This is a genomic window from Nonomuraea sp. K271, from assembly GCF_009908215.1.
GTDB classification, from domain to species: domain Bacteria; phylum Actinomycetota; class Actinomycetes; order Streptosporangiales; family Streptosporangiaceae; genus Nonomuraea; species Nonomuraea longispora.
Genome location: NZ_JAAAHR010000038.1, coordinates 35,925 through 57,246, shown reverse-complemented (window position 1 = coordinate 57,246; position 21,322 = coordinate 35,925). Strand labels below are relative to the sequence as shown.

The window sequence follows — 21,322 nt, the reverse complement described above, 5'->3', positions numbered from 1 at the left end:
GGTTCGGGCTGATCGGGCTTGTGGGCCTCGGCCGTGGCCGATGCGGTCTCCCCGGCCTGCGCCTGCTCCCAGAGCCCCCGCCACTCGCGCCTGACCTGCTCAGGGTCGCGGCCGAGTCGGTGGACCGCCAGGACCCTGACGAACTCCCACGTCGTCTCCCAGCTCGGCAGCGTGCTGCCCCGGGCGGCGGCCGCCAGGGACGACTTCGAGGCCGCCGCGCCGAGGCGGGTGGCCATGTCGGCGAACGACGGGTCGCCCGCCTCCGACTTGAGCTCCCAGAGGCGGTGGGCGAGCAGCGCGACGGGACCGGCGGCGGGGTCAGGCCGGATCGCCCGGCGCCCGCGCCGGGATCCTGTGCCTTCGTCCTGTGGTCCGGAGGACTCCGCCATCCCACCCCTGCTTCGGTCGAGCGCCCGTGCGGCTGGGGAGCCGCACCACGTCCAGACGGAACGAGGCTATCAAAGGTGGTCTCGTTGGAACGATCCCCGGCGGACAGGGCCCCGGCCGGGTGGATGCCACCGCGAATCCGCTCGGCCGGGGTCCAGGCGCCTCGGCGGCGAGCGCCCAGGCGATCAGGGGCGGCGTGTCAGCCGCAGTGGGAGACCTCCTTGACGGTCTGCACGGTCGAGTGCGGGCCCTTGCACTTCTTCTGTCGTAGTCGCCCCCGCGCACCCATACGCAGCCGTCCACGGCCTGCGCGACGCGGACCTTGATGCCCCGGGAGTGCTTGCGGCGGTTGTGGAAGTGGACGGTGACGCCGCGGATGCCGTCGTCGCCGTAGGAGTAGCGGAAGCACCTGTCGTTTCGGTGCTTTCCTTGCTCACTTTTGCCCGCCGTCCCGGCCGGTGCCAAGCCCTCAATGTCCGAACATTGTCCAGTGACTCTTGGACAAATGATCCCGCAGGTCAGAGGGGAAATGGCCGGGCGTCGCGAATGGCGGGGAATTCGCCGTACGGGCTGCTTTCGCGGGGCGTCAGCCGGTAAGGGACGCGTACCTCTGTGGGCTCGCCTGTGGCGCCGGCGAGGCGGTCGGCGAGCAGCGACACCGCCGACTCGGCGATCAGCGCCTTGTCGGGGGAGACGGTCGACAACGACGGCGTGGCGAAGCGGCCGTCCTCGATGTCGTCGAAGCCCATCACCATGACGTCCTCCGGCACCCGGTATCCGTGCGAGAGCAGTGTGCGCAGGGCGCCCAGCGCCAGGGCGTCGTTGAAGCAGAAGACCGCGTCGGGCGCGTCCGGCCCCAGCAGGGCCGCCATCGCCTCGGCCCCGCCCGTGCGATGCCACGCCGGCGCGTGGGCGACGAGCGACGGGTCCGCCGTCAGGCCGCAGGCGGCCAGCGCCTGCCGGTATCCCTTCAGTCGCAGGCGGGCGGTCGCCGCGGAGGGCGCGCGCTGGGCGCCGAGCGCCGCTATCCTGCGCCGTCCCCGCTCCGCCAGGTGCAGAGTAGCCGCGCGGGCCGCGGCCACGTTGTCGATGCCGACATGGTCGTACGGCGCACGCCGGCCGACCCGCTCGCCCAGCAGCACCATCGGCGTGTGGTCCTTCCGCCCGGCCAGGTCGCGGTGGGTGAGCGCGAGCGGGCTGAACAGCAGGCCGTCGATCAGGTTGGACCGGATGCCCCCGACGACGAGCCGTTCCCTTGCGGGATCGCCCTGGGTCTGGTCGACGAGCACGGTCCAGTCCCGCCGGCCGGCGGCGGAGATGACGTGGGTGGCCAGTTCGGCGAAGTAGGGGTTGTCCAGGTCGGGAACGGCCAGGGCGACCACGCCGGAGCGGCCGGTCCGCAGATTCCTGGCCGAGAGGTTGGGCCGGTAGGACAACTCGGTGATGGCGGCCTCGACCCGGGCCCTGGTGGCCGCGCTGACGTGCGGATGGCCGTTGACCACGTTGGAGACGGTCTTGATCGACACTCCGGCGCGCTCCGCGACGTCCTTGAGCCTCGCCCGCACTCTCCGGCCCCCTTCCACCGCCGACGACCCTACACAACCCGCTTTACAACGCTGTAACGACTTTCGCCGCGCCTGTTTACAACGTTAGAACCAACGATGTAGAACGGGGCAACATCACATGGGCAGGAGTGATTGACATGTCCCTGGAGAGCCTGACCCGGCGGCGCGCGCTCGGCCTCGGCCTCGGCGCGATGGTGCTCGCCGGATGCGGCGGGGGCGGCGGCCCGAAGCAGGCGGCCCAGCAGTCGAGCGGACCGGCCACGGCGGCGCCCACCAGCTACACGGGGCCCGCGGTGTCCCTCGCCTTCTGGAACGGGTTCACCGGCGGCGACGGGCCGTTCATGAAGCGGCTCGTCGAGCAGTTCAACAGCGCCCACCCGAACATCAAGATCACGATGAACGTCTATCAATGGTCCGACTACTACTCGAAGGTGCCGGCGGCGGTGTCCGCCGGGCGGGGGCCCGACCTCGGCATCATGCACGTCGACAGCGTCGCCACCAACGCCGCACGGCAGGTGGTGCTGCCGCTCGACGACGTGGCCACCTCGCTCAGCCTGACCGAGGCGGACTTCTCGCCACCCGTCTGGCAGGCCGGCGTCTACAAGGGCGCGCGCTACTCCATCCCGCTCGACGTGCACCCGCTCGGCATGTTCTACAACAAGACCGTTCTGTCCAAGGCCGGGCTCGACCCGGACAACCCGCCCAAGACCGGCGAGGAATACCTGGCCGCGCTGGAAACCCTGAAGAAGGCCGGTGTGCAGGGCCACTGGGCCACGCCGTTCCCCTTCACCGGGAGCATGCAGTTCGGCAGCCTGCTCCACCAGTTCGGCGGCCGGCTGTTCGCCGAGGACGCCGGCGTCTCCCGCTTCGCCGAGGAGCCCGGGGTGCAGGCGCTGACCTGGCTGGTCGAGCTGGTCAACAAGGGCCACAGCCCGAAGAACGTGGGCCAGGACGCCGACTTCATCGCCCTGCAGAACGGCAAGGCCGCCTTCAACTGGAACGGCATCTGGTCCATCAACACGCTGCGCGAGCACAAGGACCTGGAGTGGGGCGTGGCGCCGCTGCCCCAGGTCGGCACCGAGCCCGCCGCATGGGCCGGATCGCACCAGTTCGTGATCTTCAAGCAGCGCCGGCCCGACCAGAACAAGCTGACCGCCGCCAAGGTGTTCATCAACTGGATCAGCGGCCACTCCATCGAGTGGGCCAAGGCCGGTCAGGTGCCCGCCCGCAAGACCATCCGCGAGAGCGCGGAGTTCAAGGAGCTGAAGGAGCAGGCGGCGATCGGCTCCCAGATCGACCACCTGTACTTCCTGCCGCCCGTGGCCGGCATCGGCGACGCCTCCGCGGTGGTCGATGAGGCCGTCAACGCGGCCGTCCTGCTGAAGAAAAGTCCCAAGGACGCCCTCACCGAGGCCGCGGCCAAGGCGGACAAGGTCCTGGAGCAGAACCGGAAGAAGTACGGCGCCTGATGGTCTCGCTCACGCTGAAGGGGGCCGCGTCCCGCACGGCCACCGTCGTTCCCCGGTCGGGACGGGCCACCCCCTACCTCTTCCTGGCCCCCTACCTGCTGCTCTTCGTCGTGTTCGTGCTGGCTCCGGCGATCTACGGGATCTGGATCAGCCTGCACGACTGGGACTACCTGCTGGAGGCCAGGCCGTTCGTCGGTCTGGACAACTACGCCGCCCTGCTCGACCCCGCCTCGGCGGTCTACGCCGACTTCTGGATGTCGATGCGGGCCACCGGCATCTTCACGCTGTTCAGCGTGCCGTTCCTGGTGGTGCTGCCGCTCGGGCTGGCGCTGCTGCTCCACCGGCCGTTCAGGGGCCGGACGTTCTTCCGCGGGCTGTTCTTCGCGCCGTACGTGCTCGGTGTGGCCGTGGTCAGCCTGATGTGGCGGCTGCTGCTCGACCCGAACCTGGGGCTGATCGACTGGCTGCTCGGCATCGACATCGGTTGGACGACGTCGCTGCCCTGGGCGTGGATCGCGCTGGTCGGCGTGACCGTCTGGTGGACGATCGGCTTCAACGGCGTGATCTACCTCGCCGGCATGCAGGACATCCCGCGCGACCTCTATGACGCGGCCAAGGTGGACGGCGCCGGCAAGTGGGCCGAGTTCCGCCACGTGACGCTGCCCGGCCTGCGGCCCGTCGGGTTGTTCGTGGTCACCACGACGATCCTGGCCTCGGCCAACATGTTCGGCCAGTCGTACCTGCTGACGCAGGGAGCGCCGGGCGGCGAGACCAGGACGGCGATCTACTACATCCTCGACCAGGGCCTCAGCCAGTACAAGATGGGCAGCGCCGCCGCCATGAGCTACGTGCTGACGCTCGTCCTGATCCTGGTCAGCGTGCTCAACTTCCGCCTGTTCAGGAGGCGCTCGTGAAGCGCTACACACTGCTCGCCGCGCTGTCCGTGGTGTTCGTGGCACCACTGCTGTGGGCGCTCGGCACCTCGCTGAAGAGCCAGTCGGAGGCCACGAGGATGCCGCCGACGTTGTTCCCGACCGAGCCGGTCACCAGGGCGTACGGCACGATCTTCGAGGGCACGACGCAGACCCCGGTGCTGCGCTGGTTCGCCAACAGCCTGATCGCGGCCACCCTGCACATGCTGCTCGTCCTGGCGGTCTCGTCGCTGGCCGCGTACGCGCTGGCCAGGCTGGAGTTCCGGGGCAAGCGGCTGATGTTCGTCGTCATCGTCAGCACGCTGCTGGTGCCGGGGTTCGTCTTCCTCATCCCGCAGTTCCTCATCATCGACCAGCTGGGCTGGCTCGACAGCCTGACCGCGCTGATCGTGCCGGGCGCGGCGGGCGCGTTCGGGGTGTTCTTCCTGCGCCAGTTCTTCCTCGGCCTGCCTCGCGAGCTCGACGAGGCCGCGCTGGTCGAGGGGGCCAACCACTGGCAGATCTTCACCAGGATCACGCTGCCGCTGTCGAAGCCGGCGCTGGCCACGCTGGCGGTGCTGAGCTTCCTGGCCAACTGGAACGACTTCATCTGGCCGATCTTCGTGATCTTCAGCCCGGAGTACTTCACGCTCCCGCCAGGGTTGTCGATCCTCCAGGGCGCCTACACGATCGACTACCCGGTGATCATGGCGGGTGCCGTGCTGGCCGGCGTTCCGGTGCTGATCCTGTTCGCGCTGACCCAGCGCTACGTCATCGAGGGCATCTCCCGCAGTGGGCTGAAAGGCTGAATGATCTGCTCCATGCACTCCAGGTGGGTCCCGGTGAACACCCGATGCCGGAACTTGGTCACGAAAACCACACGGCGTACCGTAACTTCTTCGCCTCCTGGTCGGGCAAGCGGAAAGGACCGAAGCTCGTCACCTGGGCCTCGACGCCCGCCTCGGCCAGCGCCTGCGCGTACGCGTCGCCGTCGCCGCGGAGCACGTCGTACGCCGCGGTCATGATCAGGGCGGGCGGCAGCCCGGTAAGGTCGTCCGCCAGCAGCGGCGAGGCGTAGGCGTGCCCGCGGTGCTCAGGAGCGCAGTACTGCTCGATGTTCGCGGTGAGCTCCTCCCGCGTCAGCACGACGGCGCCGGGGTCGGGGCCTCCCTGCTCGCCGTGAGGTCGAGGACGGGGATCTCCAGCACCTGGGCGCAGCGCGGCCCCGCCTGCTCGCGGAGCATGAGGGCGGTGGCGGCGGCCAGGCGGGCGCAGACGGTGTCGCGGTGGCGCAGCTCGCCGAGCCACCACCCGCCCCCGTGGACGTAGACGTGACAAGGGAGCGGCCCGGGACGTTCGGGCGTGTAGCCGCGCACCGTGATCCGCCCGCCGTCGACCTCGACCTCGTGGTCCACGACCGTCACGGGCGGCGCGGGCCGCGCCACTGTGGCGGCCCGCTGGTCCATGCCGCGATGGACCTGCCGGGCGACGAACTCGGGCCTCGCGCCGTCATCGCCGCCCGGCGCGGCCTCGCCCTGCTCGCCGGCGGCTTGGCCGCCTACGCCGCCCACCGCCCCGGCGCGGCACCACGCCGGGATTCAGCCGCCCCCTGGCCAGACCCGCCCGGGTCCCACCTGGCGTTCGGCCAGACCTCTGCTCGACCGGGTCAGGTGTGGGCTGGAGCAAGCCGGACGCCAGGCGCGGTCAGGGGTTGTCCATGCCGGGTGAGCGGGAGCTGCCCGGTGTGCCGGTGCCGTTGCCGGTGGACGTCGGTGACGGGCTCGGCGGGGCCGTGCCGGCCGACGTGGGCGACGGCGGGCTCGCGGGCGACGGCGTCAGACGGGCGAAGTGGCCCGTGCGCGGCTTGACCGGCACGGTAACCCGGAAGGGAGGCGCCCCGCGGAAGCTGAACGTCAGCGGGACCGCCCCGCCCCGGATGCCGCTGGCCGTGGCGAGAGGCTGCTCGCCCGTGCCGACGGGCTGGCCGGGAGGCAGGTTGATGGGGCCGGGCAACTGCACGGAGCCGCCCCCTTCGACGGTGATCCGTTCCAGTTGCAGCTGTTTGTCGCCCGCGTTGATCAGCACGCCGTACAGGGGGAACTGCGGCGGGGGTTTGGCCGGGTCGGCGCCGCCCAGGAGGAAGGCGTTGCGCAGGCGCACACCGTTCTGCCAGTCGGCGTTGGTGCCGTCGTTCTGCGGATGCCACTGCACGGTGTCGATCCCCAGCTTCGCGCATCCGCTGGCCGCCAGCGCCAGGGCGACCATGGCAGAGACGATGGGACGCATCGCACCCAACCCCTTTCGGCATCTCCGTCGTAGCCGGTCGCTACCCCTGACGGGTCCCGCCGAACCGCCGCCGCTCCGCAACCCCTGCGTACGCGGGGATTGCGGGGAAAAAGAGCTTGGTGACCATCGGCGATGCGTCCTGTAGCGTCGCGGGTAACGCGGCACTACCGGAGGAGCGGTAGATGGCAGAGGACCAGCGACTCGACGCGACGGATCAGCAGAAGCGACGGCAGGTGGTCCGGGCGGTGGTCGCCTCCGCCGTCGGCACCTCGATCGAATGGTACGACTTCTTCCTGTACGGCTTCGCCGCCAGCACCATCTTCGCGGAGCTGTTCTTCCCCACGAACGACCCGACGACCGGCCTGCTGCTCGCCCTCGGCACCTACTTCGGAGGGTTCGCCGCCCGCCCGATCGGCGCGGCGATCTTCGGCCACTACGGTGACCGCATCGGCCGCAAGGCCACCCTCATCATCACGCTGATGACCATGGGCATCGCCACCGCCCTCGTCGGCCTGGTGCCCACCTACGCCCAGATCGGCATCTGGGGTGGCATCCTGCTGACGCTGCTCCGCCTGCTCCAGGGCATCAGCGTCGGCGGCGAATGGGGCGGGTCCGTGCTCCTCGCCACGGAGTGGGGCAAGACGCGCGGCGGCCGGCGCGGCTTCCTGGGCAGCTGGCCGCAGTTCGGGGTCCCGGTCGGGCTCGTGCTCGGCTATCTCGCGCTGCAGGTCTTCCAGCCGCTCGACCCCTACTGGGGCTGGCGCATCCCGTTCCTGCTCAGCATCGTGATGGCCGCGGTCGGCCTCTACATCAGGCTCGGCATCCTGGAGACGCCCGTCTTCACCAGACTCCTGCGGGAGAACAAGGTCGAGCGCGTCCCCGTACGCCAGGTCATCGTGAAGAACTGGAGGGAGATCGTGCTGAGCGCGCTGCTGCGCACGGGCCAGCAGGCGCCGTTCTACATCTTCACCGTCTTCATCCTCACCTACGCCACCAGGACGCTCGGCTTCGAGGCGAGCGACGTCTACCTGTACGTCATCGTCGCGGGCGTCGTCTCGCTGTTCACCGTGCCGTTCTGGGGCTACATCTCCGACGTGGTCGGCCGCCGGCGGCTCTACATCATCGGCGCCGCGGCCATGGTGGTCTGGTCGTTCATCTACTGGCCGCTGCTCGACACCCGGGTGCCCGCGCTGGTGTTCCTGGCCATCGTGGCGGCCGCGCCCATCCACGACATCCAGTACGGTCCCCAGGCCACGTTCATCGCCGAGAGCTTCACGGGCCGCTTACGCTACAGCGGCGCCTCGCTCGGCTACCAGCTGGCCTCGGTCACGGCGGGCGGGCCCGCCCCCCTGATCGCCGTCTGGCTGTACGCCACGTACGAGAGCTCGTTCGCCATCGCCGTCTACATGGCGATCTGCGGCCTGATCAGCGTGGCCGCCGCGTACGCGCTGAAGGACCGCGCCCACATGGACTACGCGGTCGAGTACGACGAGGCCGGTCCCTAGCGGCATGCTTCGACGATCCTCGAAAGGAGAGCCGGCCTCCCGCTCGTGCGCCTAGGGTCGGGCGGGAGGCCGTACGGCTTGCCGATCGGGGGAAGGAAGCCGACATCACCATGCAAGCGAGTCCCTGCGCGCGCTGTGGAGCTCCGGTCCTGGCCGACGGGAACGCGCCGGGATGGTGGGTGGACCAGTGGAACGGGCGGCACTGCGGGGGCGACCCGCGCTTCCCGCACCTGGCGCCGCGGAAGAAGCAGGGCAACACGCTCTGGATCGTCGCGGGGTGCGTGGGCGCCGTGGCCGTGCTGGCGGCGGCGGCCGTGGTGGTGGTCGTCGTCAACCGAGGGCCGGACGAGCCGGCGGTGGCGCAGGTGGCGCCGACCCGGCGCAGCGCTCAGGCGGAGAAGCCCTCCGCGCGGGCCAGCGCGACTCCGGATCGGCCGAAGGCGGCCGAGGCGCCGGTGCCCTGCGACGAGGGGAAGGAACGCGGCCCCTACTGCTTCCCGTCCACGACGCGCGGAGCCGACTTCCTGGCCCGCGTCAAGAAGGCGATGAAGTGGCGGTGCTACAAGGCGGGGGAGACTGACCGCTCCGGCCTCAAGCTGCGCAACGCCGAGTGCCAGGCCGTGAACACCGTCGACGAGTCGTACACGAAGCGGGTGTCCATCGGCTACCGCACCCACAACCGTGACGAGGACGGCGTGATGAGAGAGGTCTCCGTCGTGGCCTCGACGCACGCCGAGAACAGGGGCACCACGGTCAAGAACACCGCGGCCCTGGCCGTCGACGCGTTCGAGATCGCGGTGATCCACCTGTGGCCCGGCAACAAGAAGCTGCAGAGCGAGGCGAAGCGGGCCCTCGCCAAGGCGCAGCGCCAGTGCAAGCCGGACCACGATCCGGAGTCGGTGCCGCTCTCGATCGGCTACACGGTAGGGTGCGGGGTCCCCATTCCCGTCGTGGTGAACAACAAGGAGGGCACGCCGGTCATGACCATCACGCAGTCGGTGGACATCTCGATCCCCTACGACTACGGCTGGGACGACTGACGCGCGAGGTCAGACCAGGCCGACCACGAAGCCCTCGTCCTTGATCCCCAGGTACGCCGCCGAGTGGAAGCGCCGCATGCCCTCCTCGATGACGGGGATGTACTTCGCGTTGGAGCCGAGCGGCAGCCGGTAGCCGTTCTTGACCGTGTGGAACTCCCACAGGTGCTCCATCTCCGGATGGCGCGAGCGGAAGCCGGGGTCTGCGGGGAAGAGGTCGAGGCGGACCATGGTCTTGCGGATGATGTAGTCGGTGAGCTTGACGCGGCGCTGTCGCGTACGCGAGATGCCGACCCCGGACAGCTCGGTCCACGGGGCGGTCCACGGCTTGCCCTTGGGGTCGTCCCAGTGCACGCCCGCGGCGTCGAAGACGAGCCGGCGGGTGCGGCTGATCCGGCGCCAGGTGAAGACGGGCAGCAGGCCGATGCCCAGGAAGATCAGCCCGAGGACGCCGACGACGACCGCCGTGCCCCCGCCGCCCTCCACCTGGCCGGTGAACGCCGAGTAGATCGAGAGGAGCCCGATCCCGCCCGCGACGGCGGCACCGACCAGCACCGGGGCCTTGGTGTCGCTGCCGACGTCGATCACCACGGGAGGCGGTGCCGCGCCGGGCCCCTGTTGCGGCGGGTACGGGCTGGGGAACGGTGGTTGCTGGGAGCCATAGGTCATGGACGTGCACGTTAGTGCGGGCAGTTCCTACTTCCGCACGTTTCGTAGTTTTGCGAAGAGTCGTGGCCGCGTGCCGGTCCGTCAGAGCAGAAGGTTGATGACGATCGTCAGCAGGATCGACAGGACGATCGAGATAGCGATCATGGTCAGGCATCCGGCCCATCCTCCGAGGGGCCGGACCTCCCAGTTTCCGAGGCGCATGACCGGCGGCTACCCGCCCGTGGCGGAGCTAAGCGATCACGGCTACGGCTTCGACCTCGACGAGCTGGTGGACGTACCCCAGCACGGTGACGCCCAGCAGCGTGCTGGGCACGTCGTGCGCCCCCATGTACTCCCGGTAGACCTGCCAGGCCGTCACCAGGTCGGCCTGGCGCGACGAGGCGACGTAGACGGTGGTCTTGACGATGTCGGTCAGCGAGGCCCCCGCGGCGTCGAGCGCCGAGACGAGGTTGCGCATCACCTGATGGGCCTGCTCCGCGTAGTCGCCCGGCGCCACCGTCGCTCCCTGAGCGTCGAGCGGGCATGCGCCCGCCAGCCAGATGGTGCGCGCCGGCGCGTCCACCGCCGCCGCGTAGGCGTATTCGACGTCCCGCGTGAGCCGGTCGTCACGGATCAGCCTCACACCAGTGCTCATTACCTCTCCATCGCCGCGTGGGTCTCGTGCGCCGCCCCACGATACGCAGGCCGGCGTGCGACTTATCCGCCGGGGCGAGGGTAGCGGAAAACGACCAACCCAAGGAGGCTCACGATGAGTACTTCGCACAAGTCGGCCACGCGCTCGCCGGTGCAGGTAGCCGCGCTGGTCGTCGGCCTGGTGTTCCTGCTCGTCGGAGTGCTCGGATTCATCCCGGGCATCACCACCAACTACGGCGACATGCAGTTCGCCAGCCACCACTCCGAGGCGATGTTGCTCGGCATCTTCCAGGTGTCGATCCTGCACAACATCGTGCACCTGCTCTTCGGAGTCGCCGGTGTCATGCTGGCCCGTTCGTGGTCGGGGGCGCGGGCGTACCTGATCGTCGGCGGCATCATCTACCTGGTGCTCTGGCTGTACGGCCTGCTCATCAACCAGGAGAGCGCGGCCAACTTCGTCCCGCTCAACACCGCCGACAACTGGCTCCATTTGTTCCTGGGCGTCGGCATGATCGCGCTGGGGGTGCTGTTGACCCGCGGCCGCGCGGCGGTCACGCGCTGACCCGAGCGGTCAGTAGGGACGCGACGTACCTACGCACCCGTATACGGGTAGCGATATAGGGGTTTTTCACGTCCCATCCCTCGGCGGGCGACGGGCATGCTTTGAGCGTGTCACCAGAGGGGAGAGGCCATGCTGCGAACCACCGAGCAGCCGCAGAACGCCCGTATGAGTCTGGACGCCCTGTCCGGGAACCGGTTGCTCGCCTTGAAGGACGGATTCGCCCTGCGGGCCGGCTGGGGCGGTGACGAGCAGGTGGTCACTTGGGAGTTGTCCGCGACGCAGTCCGCGGTGCCGAGCGCCCGGCGGATGGTCGCGAGCCGGCTGCGGGCATGGGGCCTGCGGGATCGGGCCGAGGCCGTCGAGACGCTGGCCGGCGTACTGGTCGACCAGGCGTTGCGGCTCGCCGCGGGCAAGATCCTTGTCAGCCTGTCCGCCGAGGACGGGTTGTGCAGGTGCGAGGTCGAGCATTGCCCCCGTCCGGACGGTCGGACGCGGAACCTGCTCGACCGCCTGGCCTGCTGCTGGGGTGTCGTCCGGACGGCCGGCGGGGAGGCCGTCTGGTTCGAGCTTCCCGAAGCCGGGCGTCGCTGACCCCCTCCGCACCCGGGCCGGGACCGGCCCTGCCGGCCCCGGCCCATGGGTGCGGCGTTCAGGTGTCGCGTTTCGCCTGCTCGATCTCCTCGTCGTGCTGAGGGCGCCACATGTGCGGATAGTGCAGGTCGAAGGCCGGCCGTTCGGAGCGGATGCGCGGCATGGACGTGAAGTTGTGCCGCGGCGGAGGGCAGGAGGTGGTCCATTCCAGGGAGTTGCCGAAGCCCCACGGGTCGTCCACGGTGACCCGCGCGCCGCTGCGCGCGGTCTTCCAGACGTTGTAGAGGAACGGCAGCGTCGACAGGCCGAGGATGAAGGCGCCGATCGAGGAGATCAGGTGCAGGTCGGTGAACTGGTCGATGGCGCTGTAGTCGGCGTAGCGCCGGGGCATCCCGGCCACGCCCAGCCAGTGCTGCACGAGGAACGTCGTGTGGAAGCCGACGAACAACGTCCAGAAGTGCCAGACGCCGAGCCGGTTGTCGAGCATCTTGCCGGTCATCTTCGGCCACCAGAAGTAGAACCCGGCGAACATCGCGAACACGACGGTGCCGAACACCACGTAGTGGAAGTGCGCCACGACGAAGTACGAGTCGTGCGTCTGGAAGTCGAGCGGCGGCGAGCCCAGGATGACCCCGGTCAGCCCGCCCAGCAGGAACGTCACCAGGAAGCCGACGGCGAACAACATCGGCGCCTCGAAGCTCAGGTGCCCGCGCCACATCGTGCCGATCCAGTTGAAGAACTTGACACCTGTCGGCACCGCGATGAGGAACGTCATGAATGAGAAGAACGGCAGCAGCACCTGCCCGGTCGCGAACATGTGGTGCGCCCAGACCGTCATCGACAGCCCGGAGATGGCGATGGTGGCGCCCACGAGGCCGATGTAGCCGAAGATCGGCTTGCGGCTGAAGACCGGGATGACCTCGGTGATGATGCCGAAGAACGGCAGCGCGATGATGTAGACCTCGGGGTGGCCGAAGAACCAGAACAGATGCTGCCACAGCAGCGGCCCGCCGTTCTCCGGCAGGTAGATCTGCGTACCCAGCTTGCGGTCCGCCTCCAGCGCCAGCAGCGCGGCGGCCAGCACGGGGAACGCCATCAGCACGAGCATGCTGGTCAGCAGCACGTTCCAGGTGAAGATCGGCATGCGGAACATGGTCATGCCGGGCGCGCGCATGCACACGATGGTGGTGAAGAAGTTCACCGCGCCCAGGATGGTCCCCAGACCCGACAGGGTCAGGCCCATGATCCACAGGTCGCCCCCCGTGATGGGGCTGTAGACCAAGTCCGACAGCGGCGTGTACCCCGTCCAGCCGAAGTCGGCCGCCCCGTCGGCGGTGGAGAACCCGCTCACCACCATCAGCCCGCCGAACAGGAACAACCAGAAGCTGACCGCGTTCAGCCGGGGAAAGGCGACGTCCGGTGCTCCGATCTGCAGCGGCATGATGACGTTGGCGAATCCGGCGAACAGCGGCGTGGCGAACAGCAGCATCATGATCGTGCCGTGCATGGTGAACAGCTGGTTGTACTGCTGCGTGCTGACCAGTTGCAGTCCCGGTTGGGCCAGTTCCCCCCGGATGACCAGAGCCATGAGACCGGCCAGGAGGAAGAAGGAGAACGACGCGATCAGATACATGTAGCCGATCACCTTGTGATCGGTCGTGGCCAGCCAGACCGCGATGAGCCTGCCCTTGCGCCGGACCCGTGACGGCTCCGGCGGCGAGGCGAGCGGCTCTTCCCGGGGCTTGAAGGTGGTCATGTATGATCTCCGTCTTTCCAGCGGGCATCGGCCGGCCACGCGCCGCGTACGAAGCGTGTGCCCCGCCACCTGCCTGACCAGCGTTCGCTACCCTGGCCCTCCTGCGCGAATCGCCGCCATACCGCGTGGCGGACGATCCGTTACGCCGCCATGAGAGACGGCGGTCCGCGGGGAGAACCGCTTCACCGGTTCTCGACCGGCGCCCGGCCCTTCGCCTCCTGCCGGGCGGGCGGCTCGGGCAGGCGCAGCGCGATCATGGCCACGTCGTCGTCGGCCGACAGCGGCAGGGCGCTCAGCAGCTCGTCACAGAACCGGTCGAGAGGCGCGTGGGCAAGCGCGCACGCGTGCCTGCGCAGCCGTTCCAGGCCCTCGTCGAGATGCTCGTCGTGCCGTTCCACGAGCCCGTCGGTGTAGAGCAGCAGCGTGCACAGCGGAGGGAGCGGCACCCGCGCGGACACGGACCGGGAGTCGTACGGGATGCCGAGCAGCGGGTTGGCGCCGTCCTCGAGGAAACGGCCCTGCCCGTCGCCGGTGATCAAGAGGGGCGGCGGATGGCCGGCCACCGAGTAGTTCAGCCGGTGACCGCCCTCGCCCTTCTCCACCCTGGCCAGCACACAGGTCGCGGTCTCCTCGCAGTAGAGGGTCTTCATCGCGATGTTGAGCCGGGCGAGAATCTCTCCCGGAGGCTCCTGCCGGTCCACGACCAGCCCTCTGAGCATGTTGCGCAGCTGGCCCATGGCGACCGCGGCGCGCAGGTCGTGGCCCGCGACGTCGCCGATGGCGAGCACAGTGGCGCCGTCGGGCAGCACGAACGAGTCGTACCAGTCGCCGCCCACGTCGGCGGCGGCGGGGCTGGCACGGTAGCGCGCGGCGATCTGCATGCCGGGCACCCGCGGCGGCTGCGCCAGCAGGCTGTGCTGCAGCGCCACAGCGATCTTGTGCGTGCGCTGGAACCGCATCGCGCTGCTCAGGCTGTCATGGGCCTGCTCGATCACCTCGCGGAGCATGGCGACGGTGCTCTGGCTGACCGGCGCGCGGTCACCGCAGGCCGCCACCATGACCACCGCCGCCAGCGTGCCGTCGATCACGACGGGCAGGAAGGCGAGGCTGTTGGCCTCGGTGGCCTCCAGCCACGTGCGCGTGCCCGCCGGTACGAGATCGCCCAGCTCCGATCCGGGGGCGAACGTCGTACGGAAGGGGCGCCGCCGGCGTACCACGGCGGCGAATCCGCTGTCGGAGGCCAGGCGTTCCTCGCTGAACGGCGGAAGCCTGGGCAGCCCGGCACGGGCCGCGGTGGCGATGCGCTCGACCACGAAGTCGCCCCCTCGCGCCAGCCCGTCGGCCAGGTCGATCACCAGGTGCACGCTGCACCCGTCGGCCAGGTCGGGCACGATGACGTTCGCCAGCGCGCCGAGCATGCCCTCCAGGTTCGTCCGGTCGGCCGTCGCCGCCGCGGCGGAGTCGAGCAGTCGCTGGCGCCGCTGCTCCTGCCACTGTTGCTCGATGTCGGTGCAGGTGCCCACCCACTCCACCAGGTGGCCGTCCTCCTGGATCGGCACGGCACGCGCCTGGAAATGCCGGTACGTGCCGTCGACCGTGCGCAGCCGGTAGACGTGCTCCCACACCTCGGAGACCTCCTTGATCGCGCGGTTCCACGACGCCTGTGTGGAGGCCCGGTCGTCCGGGTGCACGGCGTTCATCCAGCCGTCGTCGCGGAAGTCGTCCCACGACTGGCCGGTCACCCGCTCCCATCCCGGACTCGGCTCGGTCGCCAGGCCGCCCGGGTCGGCCACCCAGACGATCTGGGCGCTCACCCGGACCAGGCTCTGGTAGCGCCGCAGGATGCGGCGGCGCTCGTCGGCCACCGCCTGCAGTCGCTGCGCCACGGTGACCTGGTCGGTGACGTCCAGGAAGACCGCGAGGACGCCGTACGTGCCGTCATCGAAGGCGATCCGCGAGAGGCTGAAGGTGAAGAAGCGCTCGTGGTCCTCCGCGGCCTCACCCCCGGGGGCGTCGGTGCGGACGACCGGCCTGCCCGTTCGCAGCACCTGGTCGAAGATGCGGACGTAGTCCTCCTGGGCCACGCGGGGGAAGGCGTCCCTCAGCGGCGACCCGATCGGCCGCTCACCGAACAACGACCGGTACGTCTCATTCGTGTACAGCAGCCGGTGGTCGGGACCACGGGTCACCGCGACCCCCACGGGCGCCGGCTCCAGCACCTCGAAGGTCAGACCACTCACCCGCCGCCCGTAGACACCGTCCATTGCGACTTCCCCCGATGACGCCGTTCACGGTGATTCGCGAGCCCGTCTTGCCCCTACCCGTTCCAGCCGCGACGGGAACGCGGCAGGTCACGGCGCCGGCCCGCCTGACGCCCCGGACATCCCGGCGCGCGGGGAGGAACGCGCCCGCGCCCTGTGCGACGTCGCGCTCCGGTGACCTCGCACAGGTCCAGGACGGTCAGCGCAGTGGGAACCGGTCCGCGTCCACCGTGGCGAGATCGCGCAGGAAGCCGCGTTGGCGGGGGGCGTCCGGGTCGTTCCACTCGTCGGCGTCGATCAACGTCCACACCCCCCACTCCAGGAGCATGTAGCGCACGGCCACCGGCCACACGGCCAGCTCGGCCTCGGTGAGCCGGACGTGGCGCCGGTACGCCGAGGAGAAGGCCGACCACTCACCGGCCGTGAAGAGCCGGGGCGGGGCGGTGGCCATCTCGTTGTGGAACAGCAGCGCGGCCAGCGCCAGGTCGAGCACGCGCGGCGCGCACTCGGCGTTGTCGGGGTCGACCAGTACGGGTGCGCCGCCGGCGTACACCAGGTTGTTCGCCTTGAAGTCCATCGACACCGCGGCCCGCGGGAGCCCGCCGTCCCGCACCGGCGGCAGTGTACGCGCCATGAACGACTCCAGCCACGGCTCCATGCGCGCCATCACCTCGTCGCGCAGGTCGGGCGCGTGCTCGCCCAGCACCTGCCGCAGCCCGGTGACGTCCTCCTCGACCGAGGCCGCGTCATGGTCGGGCCAGCCGAACTCCGGCAGGTCGTCCACGGCGGGCCGGGCGGCGTGGATGCGGCCCAGGAGGTCGCCCGCGGCGGCCACGTCGTGCGCGGAGCCGGTGTACGGGCGACCGCCGACCCACGGGTAGGCCACCCAGAACCGATCGCCGACCCGGGCCGGGTTGTCCACGGGCAAGGGGAGCGGGGTGACCACGCCGGCGCCCTGCCCGGCCAGTGCCTCCACCCACCGGGCGATCGCGGCCGCGGCCGTCGCGGGGCCGGTGGTCCGCTTGATCACCGCCTTGCCGCCGTTGAGCCGGACGGGGAAGACGGGAGCGTACGGATAGCAGGACTGCTTCGGCCTGTCCGCCTCGTCGACGGCGAAGTGCTTGAAGACGTCGGCATAGCCGGCCGCCTGCTCGTAGGCCATGGGTGCTCCTGAGGGTCCGGGGCGATCTCGCACAAGGTAGCCTGAACCCGCATGGCGCGGGCAACCGCTTATCGGGCGGGCGCCGGTGGCTCGGGCACGTCCCGCCCGCAGGCCGCGCCCTTGCACCCCTGCAGCCGGTCGAGCTCCTTGCCGAGGTGGGCGGCGACCGCGGCGTAGCGCGGTACGCACATTAGCGTATGTCGTACCCGGAGAGGGGGCGCCTGCTACCGGACCGGACGCAGGCCGAGCAGGGCGGCCGCGCGCTCGCGCATCTCCACCTTGCGGATCTTGCCCGTGACCGTCATCGGGAAGGAGTCCACCACGTGCACGTAGCGGGGGACCTTGTAGTGGGCGAGGCGGCCCGCGCAGAAGTCCCTGAGCCGCTCGGCCGTCAGCGGCTCAGCCCCCGGCCGCATGACGACCCAGGCCATCAGCTCCTCGCCGTAACGTTCGTCGGGCACCCCGATGACCTGGACGTCGCTGACGTCCGGATGGCCGTACAGGAACTCCTCGATCTCGCGCGGGTAGATGTTCTCGCCGCCGCGGATGACCATGTCCTTGATGCGGCCGACGATGGTGACGTAGCCGTCGTCGTCCATGGCGGCCAGGTCGCCGGTGTGCATCCAGCGGGCCGCGGCGACGGCCTCCGCCGTGGCGTCCGGCTGCCCCCAGTAGCCGAGCATGACCGAGTAACCGCGCGTGCACAGCTCCCCGGGCACGCCCCGGGGCACGACCAGGCGCGTCTCCGGGTCGACGACCTTGACCTCGATGTGCGGCATGGCCCTGCCCACGGTCTCGGTACGGCGGGCCAGGCCGTCGTCGCGGCGGGTCATCGTGGACACGGGCGACGTCTCGGTCATGCCGTAGCAGATGGCGACCTCGGCCATGTTCATCTCCGTGACCACCCGTTTCATGACCTCCACCGGGCAGGGGGAGCCGGCCATGATGCCGGTACGCAGGGCCCTCAGGTCGTACGAACCCGTCAGGGCCAGCTCGGCGATGAACATCGTCGGCACGCCGTACAGGGAGGTGCAGCGCTCCTCCTGCACGGCCCGCAGCGTGGCCTCCGGGTCGAAGCCCGGAGCCGGCAGCACGACGCACGCGCCGTGCGAGGTCGCGCCGAGGTTGCCCATGACCATGCCGAAGCAGTGGTAGAGCGGCACCGGCAGGCACACCCGGTCGGCCTCGGTGTATCCGAGCAGCTCGCCGACGAAGTAGCCGTTGTTGAGGATGTTGTGGTGCGACAGCGTGGCGCCCTTGGGGAAGCCCGTGGTGCCCGAGGTGTACTGGATGTTGATCGGGTCGTCGAACGTCAGCTCCGCCGCCCGCCGCCGCAGCTCGGCGGGGTCGCCGCGTCTGCCGCTCGCGACCAGCTCGTCCCAGTCCCGCTCGCCGATGAACACGGTGTCGGCGAACCCGATCTCGCCGATCATCGCCCGGTAGTCGCTCGTCCTGTGGGACACCGCGCTGATCAGCAGCCGCATGCCGGACTGCTCGACGACGTACCGCAGCTCATGCGCCCGGTACGCCGGGTTGACGTTGACCAGAATCGCGCCGATCTTGGCGGTGGCGTACTGGACGAGCACCCACTCGGCGCAGTTGGGCGCCCAGATGCCCACCCGATCGCCCTTCGCCACACCGCGGGCCAGCAGGCCGAGCGCCACCTCGTTCACGGCGGCGTCGAACTCCGCGTAGGTCCAGCGGCGCCCGGCCGCCACGTCCACCAGCGCCTCGTGCCCGCCGAAGCGGGACACCGCGCGCTCGAGGTTCTCCCCGATCGTCTCGCCCAGCAGCGGAACACCGGACACGCCCGAGGCGTACGAGAGCAGTGCGTCACCCATGGGAACAGCCTCCGCCAGGATCGACCCGCTGACCAGCCCCGCCGGGGGATGGGCGGGGCCAGGCGTGGAAGGCCGCCGGACCGGGCACATCAAGGAGGTCTCCGAACAGAGGGGTGTGGCAGGACATGCCGTCCGTCGTGCTGATCGGCACACTCGACACCAAGGGCGAGGAGTACGCGTGGCTGCGCAACCGGCTCGTGGAGCTGGGCAGCGACGTGGTGGTGGTGGACGTCGGCGTCGGCGTTCCCGGCCAGACGCTGCTCGCCGACGTCTCCAACGAGCAGGTCGCCGAGGCGGGAGGAGGCGACCTGCGGGAGCTGCGCGCCGCCGGCGACCGGGGGGCCGCCGTGACCACCATGGGAGAGGGCGCGGCCGGGATCCTCGCCAGGCTGCACGCCGACGGCCGCGCCGACGCCGTGCTCGCGCTGGGCGGCAGCGGCGGCTCCTCGATCGCCGCGCGTGCCGTGCGCGACCTGCCCATCGGGCTGCCCAAACTGATCGTGTCGACGATGGCCGCCGGGGACGTCTCGCCGTACGTCGGGGCGAAGGACGTCACGATGATGTACAGCGTGGTCGACATCGCCGGCATCAACCGGCTCTCCCGCGAGATCCTCGGCAACGCCGCCGCCGCGGCGGCGGGCATGGCCCGTTCGCACCAGCTCGCCAAGGCCGAGCTGACCTCGGGCGGCTCCGACCGGCCGCTGATCGGCGCGTCGATGTTCGGCGTGACCACCCCTGCCGTCGACGCCGCGCGCGAGCGGCTCGCCGGGCTCGGCTACGAGGTGCTGGTCTTCCACGCGACCGGCGCTGGCGGGCGCGCGCTCGAAGGGCTCGCGGCGAGCCGGATGCTGGCAGGCGTGCTCGACCTGACCACCACCGAGCTCGCCGACGACCTCGTGGGCGGCGTCCTGTCCGCGGGGCCCGACCGGCTCACCGCCGCCGGTGCGCACGGCGTGCCGCAGGTGGTCGCGCCGGGCGCGCTCGACATGGTCAACTTCGGGCCCCGCGACAGCGTGCCCGCCGAGTTCGGCGACCGCCTGCTGTACGTGCACAACCCCACCGTGACGCTGATGCGCACCACGGCGGGCGAGATGGGCGAGCTGGGCCGCCGGGTGGCCGCCAAGCTGCGCGGCGCGAGCGGGCCGGCCGTGCTGTTCGTGCCCCGCAGGGGCGTGTCCGCCCTCGACGCGCCCGGTGGCGCCTTCGCCGACCCGAAGGCCGACGAGGCCTGCTTCGAGGCCATGGCCGAGGGGCTGCGCGGCTCCGGCGTCCCCGTCGAGGAGCTCGATCTGCACATCAACGACCCCGCCTTCGGCCGCGCCATGGCGGAGCGGCTGCACCGCATGATCACTGGAGGTGCCACGTGAACAGGCAGGACGTTCTTGACAGGCTCCGCGGCACGGTCGCGGACGGGCGGCCCGTCGTCGGCGCGGGAGCGGGCACCGGCCTGTCGGCCAAGTGCGCCGAGGCCGGCGGCGTCGACCTGATCATCATCTACAACTCGGGCCGCTACCGCATGGCCGGGCGCGGCTCGCTGGCCGGGCTGCTGCCGTACGGCGACGCCAACCAGATCGTCGTCGAGATGGCCTCCGAGGTGCTGCCGGTCGTCCGCGACACGCCGGTGCTGGCCGGGGTGTGCGGCACCGACCCGTTCCGCGTCATGCCGCTCTTCCTCGACCAGCTCAAGGCGATGGGGTTCGCGGGCGTGCAGAACTTCCCGACCGTGGGCCTGTACGACGGCACCTTCCGCCAGAACCTGGAGGAGACCGGCATGGGCTTCGAGCTGGAGGTGCAGATGGTGCGGCAGGCCCGCGAACGCGACCTCGTCACCGCCCCCTACGTCTTCGACGAGGGCCAGGCGCGGGCCATGGCCGAGGCGGGCGCCGACGTGCTCGTGCCGCACGTGGGGCTGACCACCAAGGGCAGCATCGGCGCCGGCACCGCGCTCACCCTCGACGAGGCCGCCGAACGGGTGCAGGCCATGCGTGACGCGGCCGTCGCCGTCCGGCCCGACGTGCTCGTGCTCTGCCACGGCGGGCCGATCGCCGAGCCCGGCGACGCCGCGTACGTGTTGTCGCGTACGAAGGGCGTGGTCGGCTTCTTCGGCGCCTCGTCCGTCGAGCGGCTGCCCACCGAGCGCGCCATCACCGAGCAGGTCCGGGCCTTCAAGTCACTCACGTTCTGAGAGCGAGGAACCGACATGCACGTCAGCCCCGACAACGTGCCGACGATGGCGTTCGACTGGGGGTCGATCAAGTGGTTCGTCACCCCGTCGGCCGTCGAGGGGGCGAGCAGCACCCTGGGCGAGGTCATCGTCAACCCCGGCCGCGGGCACGCCCGCCACAACCACCCCGCCGCCGAGGAGATCATCTACGTCATCTCGGGCGAGGGCCGCCAGATGGTGGACGACGGCGAGGAGTTCGCCATCAGGGAAGGCGACACCGTGCACATCCCCGCGGGCGTCTACCACTCGACGTACAACACCACCTGGCGGCCGCTGCGGCTGATCGTCACGTACACGCCCGGAGGAGAGGAGAAGGCGCTGGAAGCGGCGCCGGACCTCACACTGCACGAGCCGGGCCGCGTCGCGGAGTGGCGCCAGGCCTGATCTCGCGCGAGACTGCATGGCGGTGCCGAGGCGTACACCCGAAAGGCGCTGGTCGACCAGTACATCTCGTGGAAGCGCA

22 protein-coding genes are annotated in these 21,322 nt (G+C 70.4%); 10 read left to right on the top strand and 12 right to left on the bottom strand.

What is annotated here, in order from left to right; all coding sequences use genetic code 11:
* The coding region (locus GUY59_RS16075; protein ID WP_201760933.1) for a hypothetical protein at window positions 1-389 on the bottom strand (389 nt) is incomplete at its 3' end.
* 516 nt (window positions 390-905) lie between these two features.
* Entirely contained in the window at window positions 906-1,952 is a 1,047-nt protein-coding gene (locus GUY59_RS16070; protein WP_138200528.1) for a LacI family DNA-binding transcriptional regulator, read from the bottom strand.
* A 137-nt stretch (window positions 1,953-2,089) separates the two neighbouring features.
* Here GUY59_RS16070 and GUY59_RS16065 point away from each other — a divergent pair, with 137 nt between their 5' ends.
* The 3 genes from GUY59_RS16065 to GUY59_RS48700 are packed head-to-tail and all read left to right on the top strand — an operon-like array spanning window position 2,090 to window position 5,141.
* On the top strand, window positions 2,090-3,421 hold the full coding sequence (locus GUY59_RS16065; protein WP_138200529.1) for an ABC transporter substrate-binding protein: 1,332 nt from the start codon (window positions 2,090-2,092) through the stop codon (window positions 3,419-3,421).
* A complete protein-coding gene (locus GUY59_RS16060) occupies window positions 3,421-4,335 on the top strand; it encodes a carbohydrate ABC transporter permease (RefSeq protein WP_138200530.1) in 915 nt (304 codons plus the stop codon). Before GUY59_RS16065 ends, GUY59_RS16060 begins: the two co-directional genes overlap by 1 nt.
* Window positions 4,332-5,141: a carbohydrate ABC transporter permease gene (locus tag GUY59_RS48700; RefSeq protein WP_138200531.1), complete on the top strand. Its 810-nt coding sequence runs from the start codon at window positions 4,332-4,334 to the stop codon at window positions 5,139-5,141. The genes GUY59_RS16060 and GUY59_RS48700 overlap by 4 nt, the downstream gene beginning before the upstream one ends.
* A gap of 58 nt (window positions 5,142-5,199) precedes the next feature.
* Here the strand turns inward: GUY59_RS48700 and GUY59_RS16050 are convergent, their stop codons facing one another.
* The 3 genes from GUY59_RS16050 to GUY59_RS16040 form a co-directional block, all read right to left on the bottom strand.
* Window positions 5,200-5,478 carry an alpha/beta hydrolase fold domain-containing protein gene (locus GUY59_RS16050; protein WP_252374901.1) on the bottom strand — a complete coding sequence of 93 codons (279 nt, stop codon included), beginning with the start codon at window positions 5,476-5,478 and terminating at the stop codon, window positions 5,200-5,202.
* Window positions 5,472-5,903 (bottom strand): alpha/beta hydrolase fold domain-containing protein, encoded by a 432-nt coding sequence (locus GUY59_RS48695; RefSeq protein ID WP_138200533.1) that lies wholly within the window; start codon window positions 5,901-5,903, stop codon window positions 5,472-5,474. Before GUY59_RS48695 ends, GUY59_RS16050 begins: the two co-directional genes overlap by 7 nt.
* A 133-nt stretch (window positions 5,904-6,036) precedes the next feature.
* Window positions 6,037-6,618 (bottom strand): hypothetical protein, encoded by a 582-nt coding sequence (locus tag GUY59_RS16040; RefSeq protein WP_138200534.1) that lies wholly within the window; start codon window positions 6,616-6,618, stop codon window positions 6,037-6,039.
* Between the two features lie 182 nt (window positions 6,619-6,800).
* Between GUY59_RS16040 and GUY59_RS16035 the strand changes: the two genes are divergently transcribed.
* On the top strand, window positions 6,801-8,123 hold the full coding sequence (locus tag GUY59_RS16035) for an MFS transporter (RefSeq protein WP_138200535.1): 1,323 nt from the start codon (window positions 6,801-6,803) through the stop codon (window positions 8,121-8,123).
* A 110-nt stretch (window positions 8,124-8,233) separates the two neighbouring features.
* Window positions 8,234-9,163, top strand: a complete 930-nt coding sequence (locus GUY59_RS16030; RefSeq protein WP_138200536.1) for a hypothetical protein — start codon at window positions 8,234-8,236, stop codon at window positions 9,161-9,163.
* A gap of 9 nt (window positions 9,164-9,172) precedes the next feature.
* On the opposite strand, the gene GUY59_RS16025 is transcribed toward GUY59_RS16030, so the two are convergent.
* Both GUY59_RS16025 and GUY59_RS16020 read right to left on the bottom strand, forming a co-directional pair.
* On the bottom strand, window positions 9,173-9,829 hold the full coding sequence (locus GUY59_RS16025) for a hypothetical protein (RefSeq protein ID WP_201760932.1): 657 nt from the start codon (window positions 9,827-9,829) through the stop codon (window positions 9,173-9,175).
* 229 nt (window positions 9,830-10,058) lie between these two features.
* Complete coding sequence (locus GUY59_RS16020) at window positions 10,059-10,463, bottom strand: RidA family protein (RefSeq protein ID WP_138200537.1); 405 nt, start codon at window positions 10,461-10,463, stop codon at window positions 10,059-10,061.
* Window positions 10,464-10,577: 114 nt separating this feature from the next.
* Here GUY59_RS16020 and GUY59_RS16015 point away from each other — a divergent pair, with 114 nt between their 5' ends.
* Window positions 10,578-11,024, top strand: coding sequence for a DUF4383 domain-containing protein (locus GUY59_RS16015; RefSeq protein ID WP_132332571.1), 447 nt, complete (start codon window positions 10,578-10,580; stop codon window positions 11,022-11,024).
* Window positions 11,025-11,153: 129 nt separating this feature from the next.
* Window positions 11,154-11,615, top strand: coding sequence for a hypothetical protein (locus GUY59_RS16010; RefSeq protein ID WP_138200538.1), 462 nt, complete (start codon window positions 11,154-11,156; stop codon window positions 11,613-11,615).
* Window positions 11,616-11,673: 58 nt separating this feature from the next.
* Here the strand turns inward: GUY59_RS16010 and ctaD are convergent, their stop codons facing one another.
* From ctaD to GUY59_RS15990, 5 genes are all read right to left on the bottom strand, one after another.
* Complete coding sequence (gene ctaD / locus GUY59_RS16005; protein WP_138200539.1) at window positions 11,674-13,371, bottom strand: aa3-type cytochrome oxidase subunit I; 1,698 nt, start codon at window positions 13,369-13,371, stop codon at window positions 11,674-11,676.
* A 182-nt stretch (window positions 13,372-13,553) separates the two neighbouring features.
* Window positions 13,554-15,635 carry a SpoIIE family protein phosphatase gene (locus GUY59_RS16000; protein WP_138200540.1) on the bottom strand — a complete coding sequence of 694 codons (2,082 nt, stop codon included), beginning with the start codon at window positions 15,633-15,635 and terminating at the stop codon, window positions 13,554-13,556.
* A 196-nt stretch (window positions 15,636-15,831) separates the two neighbouring features.
* Window positions 15,832-16,794 (bottom strand): phosphotransferase, encoded by a 963-nt coding sequence (locus GUY59_RS15995; RefSeq protein WP_138200541.1) that lies wholly within the window; start codon window positions 16,792-16,794, stop codon window positions 15,832-15,834.
* 68 nt (window positions 16,795-16,862) lie between these two features.
* Window positions 16,863-16,985, bottom strand: coding sequence for a hypothetical protein (locus GUY59_RS50010; protein WP_269128807.1), 123 nt, complete (start codon window positions 16,983-16,985; stop codon window positions 16,863-16,865).
* A 33-nt stretch (window positions 16,986-17,018) separates the two neighbouring features.
* Window positions 17,019-18,635, bottom strand: coding sequence for an AMP-binding protein (locus GUY59_RS15990; protein WP_138200542.1), 1,617 nt, complete (start codon window positions 18,633-18,635; stop codon window positions 17,019-17,021).
* Window positions 18,636-18,760: 125 nt separating this feature from the next.
* Here GUY59_RS15990 and GUY59_RS15985 point away from each other — a divergent pair, with 125 nt between their 5' ends.
* The 3 genes from GUY59_RS15985 to GUY59_RS15975 are packed head-to-tail and all read left to right on the top strand — an operon-like array spanning window position 18,761 to window position 21,243.
* Window positions 18,761-20,002, top strand: coding sequence for a Tm-1-like ATP-binding domain-containing protein (locus GUY59_RS15985; protein WP_138200543.1), 1,242 nt, complete (start codon window positions 18,761-18,763; stop codon window positions 20,000-20,002).
* A complete protein-coding gene (locus GUY59_RS15980; protein WP_138200544.1) occupies window positions 19,999-20,820 on the top strand; it encodes a phosphoenolpyruvate hydrolase family protein in 822 nt (273 codons plus the stop codon). Before GUY59_RS15985 ends, GUY59_RS15980 begins: the two co-directional genes overlap by 4 nt.
* A 15-nt stretch (window positions 20,821-20,835) precedes the next feature.
* A complete protein-coding gene (locus GUY59_RS15975) occupies window positions 20,836-21,243 on the top strand; it encodes a cupin domain-containing protein (protein ID WP_132332578.1) in 408 nt (135 codons plus the stop codon).
* Window positions 21,244-21,322: the final 79 nt, after the last annotated feature.